5 protein-coding genes are annotated in these 5279 nt (G+C 61.9%); all 5 read left to right on the forward strand.

Annotated elements, in window-relative coordinates; genetic code table 11:
- Positions 1–649, forward strand: a 649-nt coding sequence (locus EN906_RS21980; RefSeq protein ID WP_127375364.1) for a LysR substrate-binding domain-containing protein, incomplete at its 5' end; no start/stop codon positions are given.
- A 139-nt stretch (positions 650–788) separates the two neighbouring features.
- Positions 789–1907 (forward strand): 3-isopropylmalate dehydrogenase, encoded by a 1119-nt coding sequence (leuB, locus tag EN906_RS21985; protein WP_348627433.1) that lies wholly within the window; start codon positions 789–791, stop codon positions 1905–1907.
- 235 nt (positions 1908–2142) lie between these two features.
- On the forward strand, positions 2143–3447 hold the full coding sequence (gene larA, locus EN906_RS21990) for a nickel-dependent lactate racemase (protein ID WP_127269157.1): 1305 nt from the start codon (positions 2143–2145) through the stop codon (positions 3445–3447).
- The gene (locus tag EN906_RS21995; RefSeq protein WP_256754936.1) at positions 3444–4685 is read left to right on the forward strand and encodes a LarC family nickel insertion protein; all 1242 of its coding nucleotides are present in this window, start codon (positions 3444–3446) and stop codon (positions 4683–4685) included. The genes larA and EN906_RS21995 overlap by 4 nt, the downstream gene beginning before the upstream one ends.
- Positions 4678–5279 (forward strand): adenine nucleotide alpha hydrolase (locus EN906_RS22000; RefSeq protein ID WP_127375365.1); only part of this gene is annotated, 602 nt, incomplete at its 3' end. The genes EN906_RS21995 and EN906_RS22000, both read left to right, overlap by 8 nt.

A 5279-nucleotide genomic window follows, 5' to 3' on the forward strand; every position in this document is an offset into this window, starting at 1 on the left:
GATGGAGATTGAGCTTGCCCATCACGCCAGTGGCGTCAGCGGGCAGGTCCGCATTTTTGCGAGTGTTTCGACGATCATCCAGCATCTGCCGTCGGATCTGAGCAACTTTCTGGGGACGCATTCGGCCATTCGAATCGATCTGGAGGAGGGCACCAGCCAGCAGGCCGTGGACGCGGTGGCCGAGAACGCTGCGGATATCGGCGTCTTCGGTGGCGTCGTGCCCCGTCGCGGTTTGAAATACATCCCGTATCGCAGCGACCGCCTCGTGGTGCTGGCTCACAGGGACCACCCGCTAAGCTCGCAAACTTCCGTCAAGTTCGCCGACCTCCCGGATTATGACCTGATCGGGCCAAGCAGGGGAAGTTTTCTGGATATGCTCGTCATTCGCGCCGCGGCTGAGCTGAGCAAACCGTTGAAAATGCCAATCCGGGTCAACGGGTTCGAGACGGTGTCGACAATGGTAGAGGCGCAGATGGGCGTCGGCCTCGTGCCGGCGGGATGTGCCGCCCGTTATGTAACGGGTGGCATGCTTGCGGCAATCGCGCTCGACGAGCCTTGGGCAGTCAGGCAGTGGAACATCTGCGTTCAGGACAGTCAGGGCCTGCCACCACCCGTGAAGCTGCTGTTGAAGCACCTTACCAACAGTTGAGAGGCTGGTCCGCCGGCTAACCGGTGCGTCGCGTCCGACGATGCGAGCTTTCCAAAGGACGACTTCGAAGGGTCCGGGTCGGCCCATATAAGTCCTGCCGCAGAGAGGGCCGAGCGAATGCGCCCGCCTCTTCAACTCAATTTCGAAAGGCAAGGCCTTGAAGATAGTAGTGCTCCCAGGAGACGGGATCGGTAAGGAAGTGACCGCGGAGGCAGTAAGGGCGCTGCACGCGGTCATCGGTAGTGAACTCCCGCTCGAACTCACAGAAGCCGTAATCGGAGGTGAGGGGCTGGAGCGCTTCGGCGATGCCCTGCCGCCTGATACCCTCGACATCTCACGCAAAGCTGATGCCATTCTGCTTGGCGGAACCGGCGTTCCTGAGGATGAGAGGCGAGCGCCGAGCGAGGGGGCCGGTTACGGCCTGCTCAAGCTGCGCAAGGCCCTCGGTCTCTATGCTAACTTCCGCCCGGTCGTGCTTTATCCCGAGCTTGTGGACGCCTCCACACTCAAGCCCGAAATTGTCACGGGGGTCGATCTGATCATCTTGCGTGAACTGACCGGCGATCTCTATTTCGGCCAGCCGCGTGGTGTCTCTCGTGACGAGACTGGCGCGCGTGTCGGCATCAACACGATGCGTTATACCGATGCCGAGATCGAGCGCATAGCGCATGCGGGCTTCCAGGCCGCCGCGAAACGACGTAAGAAACTGTGTTCGGTTGACAAGGCAAACGTCCTTGAAACGATGGCGCTGTGGCGCGAGGTCGTTATCGAAGTCAGCAAGCAGTATCCCGATGTGGAATTGACGCATCTCTACATTGACGCGGCGTCCATGGCCTTGATCCGGAATCCCAAGCAATTCGATGTTGTCGTGACGGGCAATGTCTTCGGCGATATCCTCTCCGATGCGGCGGCCATGTTGGCCGGCTCAATCGGAATGCTGCCGTCGGCCTCCCTCGGCGATCACAACAAGGGCCTATACGAACCGGTCCATGGCACCGCGCCGGACATCGCTGGCAAGGACTTGGCGAACCCACTGGCCGCAATCCTTTCGGTTGCCATGATGCTCCGGCAGTCGTTTGGCCGCGACCAGCACGCTTCGCGTATCGAGCAGGCCGTACGGTCAGTGCTGCGCGAGGGGTATCGGACCGCAGACATCTATCAACCCGGCTGCAGGAAGATCGGCACGAGGGCCATGGGTGAAGCAGTTGTCGAGGCGATCCGCAAGCAGAAGGTTGGCGGGGAGGCGGAATTTGCCTGACCGGCCGCTATGACCTGCTGCTCTCGCGGCAAGTCGGTCGCGTCCGCATCGCCGATTGCGACGACAGGTCACCAAACCGAGACTTACTTCGGTTGACTGACCAGCGGTACTCGAAGGCAAGCCAGACATGTTCGAGCGACGTCACGTGGCCGAAGAGGGCTGAATCAGCCGCCGAACATCATAGGTGCCGGGCCGTAGCGACGGACGGCGGATCGTGAGAGCCGAGGGACGGCAGATGAAACATGGCGGTCCTTTCGAACTTGCCTTCGGTCGTGGATTGCTGAAGCTGGCATTGCCGCAAGGCGCGGAGCCGACAGTAATCCGGAAGGCGTTGTTGCCAAAACTCTTCGACGCCTCTTCAGCAATTGCATCCGCCTTCGCGAATCCGATTGGCTCCGAGCCTTTAGCCCGTCTGGTGGTCGGGCGTCGGAGCGCCTGCATCCTTATCTGCGACATCACGCGCCCGGTGCCGAACCGGCTATTCCTACGCGTCATGATCGAGACAATGATTAAAGGCGACATTCCCGCGGACAGGATCGATGTGCTCGTTGCCACCGGCCTTCATCGTCCGAACGAGGGTGTGGAACTGGAGGAACTGGTCGGCGATCCTTGGGTTCTGAAGACCGTCCGCGTCACCAATCATTTCGCACGCAACGAACACGACCACGTCGATCTGGGACATACGCAGACGCGTGGGACACCGATCCGGATCAATCGGCTTTTCGCGGATGCGGACCTCCGTATCGCTACAGGCCTGGTCGAGCCCCATTTCATGGCAGGCTGGTCCGGTGGTCGAAAGGTTGTCGCCCCCGGCGTTGCCGGCCACGAAACCATCCGCACCTTCCACTCGGCGCGTTTCATGGAAGACCCGCTGTCAGTCCAGTGCAATCTGGTCGGCAACCCGCTCCATGAGGAACAGTTGCAGATCGTACGCAAGGTTGGCGAAATCTATGCGTTGAACACCGTGCTCGATGAAGATCGCGATCTGGTTTGCGTGACCTTTGGCGAGATCATAGCCAGCCATCTGGCTGCGGTCGATTTCATCGCCGACACGACGATGATCGACGTGCCGCGCCGGTTCAAGACCGTGGTGACGTCGTCTGCAGGCTATCCCCTCGACAAGACCTACTACCAGACGATCAAGGGTATGGTGACGCCGATCGACATTCTCGACCCGGGCGGGACGCTGATCATCGCCTCGGAATGTTCGGAGGGCTTTGGCAGCCACGAATTCCGCCAGGCGCAAGCGCGCTTGGTGGAGATGGGACCCGAGCCATTCCTTGCCACGCTTACGGCGAAGACGCTTGCCGACATCGATGAATGGCAGACGGAGATGCAGCTGAAGCCGATGCGGGTGGGCAAGATCCAGCTCTACACGACCGGGCTAGATCGCGAGGAACGCCGCATCACCGGAGTTGAACTGGTCCCCTCGGTAAACGACGCAATCGCGGCCAGTCTTGAACGCCATGGCGACCCCGCCGTTGCCATCATCCCGGAGGGACCATACGTCATTCCGATCTATCGGCGGGCAGGACTGTGAGACGCGTCCACCTCGATGCAGTCGGCGGCATCGCCGGCGACATGTTCGTCGCGGCAATGCTCGACGCGCTGCCTGACCTGCGAGAGCGCGTACTTGCCGACGGCGCTGCAGTGCTTCCGGTTGAGGCCGGTGGCATTGCCTTCGAGGAAGGCGAGAGCCTGTCGATGCGCGTGCGGCGCTTCGGTCTGGTCGCGAAGCGCGCGATTTCGGCTGCAGCGCCACACGCCCATGCGAACGCATATGGTGATGATGATGGCCACCATCACCATCACGATCGCAACCAGATTCCTGATGAAGCGCATGCAGGTAGTTTTGCTGACATGGTGGCACGCATCAAAGCCGCGGATCTCCACGATGGAACGGCTGCCAGGGCCATTGCGATACTGACGATCATTGCCGAGGCGGAGGCGGCCATCCATCGCGTGCCGGTCGAAAGGGTACATTTTCACGAGATCGCCGACTGGGACTCCCTGGTTGACGTCGTCTGCGCCGGCAGCATCGCAGCGGCGCTCGACAAGACGGTGTGGAGTGTCTCGGCTCTGCCGCGAGGCGGTGGCCTTGTGCACACCGCCCACGGGCTGCTGCCCGTTCCCGCGCCTGCCACGGCCGCGATCCTGACCGGTTTCGAATGGCGCGACGACGGGATATCAGGCGAGCGCGTGACGCCGACCGGCGCGGCGATCCTTAAACATCTCACAGCGCCTGGTGCTGGCGGCACGTCTGGCCGGCTTGTGTCGTCCGGAACAGGCGCGGGGACGCGGCACCTGCCCGGGATGCCGAACATTCTTCGCGTTCTCGTCCTAGAGAACGAAGTCTCAACTCCGAGCGACACCATCAGTGTCATCGAATTCGAAATCGACGACATGACCGGCGAAGAGATGGGCGTCGCCTGCGATCGCCTCAGGGCAACGGACGGCGTGTTGGATCTCTCCGTGGGGCAGCGCCTCGGCAAGAAGGGGCGTCCCGCCTCGTCGTTCCGGCTTCTGGCGAGACCGGAACTGGCCGATCAGGTGACGGCCCGGTGTTTTGCCGAGACATCGACAATCGGCTTGCGCCTGCGGGAGGAACGCCGGCTGGTCCTCTTCCGGGAAAACGTCAAGGCTGCCGGACTTGCCGTCAAGGCGGTCCTCCGGCCATCGGGCATCACACGCAAGGTGGAAAGCGATGCCCTTCGAGGCGGAAGCCTTGCCGAGCGCCGCGCCATGAAGTGGCAGGCCGAGACGACCGACGATGAATGACATTGCGCCGGCACAGCGTCTTGACCGCGTTCTTGACCGTTTCGAACAGCTCGCCATTGCTGTCAGCGGCGGCGTGGATTCAGTGACGCTGGCAGCCTTCGCACATCGCAAGCCGGGCCTTGCGGTGACGGTAATCCATGCCGCCTCACCAGCCGTTCCGGAAGAGGCGACGGCACGCGTGCGGGGTCTGTCAGATACCGAAGGCTGGACGACCCTCGTCATCGGAACTGGCGAGTTCGAGGATTCACGCTATCGGGACAATCCCTCGAACCGCTGCTATTTCTGCAAGACCAATCTCTACGATCGGATACGCACACTGACGCCGCATGTGATCGCGTCGGGTGCCAATCTCGATGATCTCGGCGACTATCGTCCCGGGCTGCTGGCTGCCGCCGAGCGCCAGGTGGTACATCCCCTCATCGAAGCGGAAATGGCCAAGGCCGACATTCGCGCGCTTTCTCGCGAGCTTGGCCTGGGCTCTGTCGCCGAATTGCCCGCCCAGCCATGCCTGGCAAGCCGCGTCGAGACGGGAATAGCGATCGATGCCCGCGACCTCGCATTCATCGAGAAGGCCGAGCGGCATCTGGCTGACAT

The organism is Mesorhizobium sp. M7A.F.Ca.CA.004.06.1.1 (assembly GCF_003999135.1).
GTDB lineage: Bacteria > Pseudomonadota > Alphaproteobacteria > Rhizobiales > Rhizobiaceae > Mesorhizobium.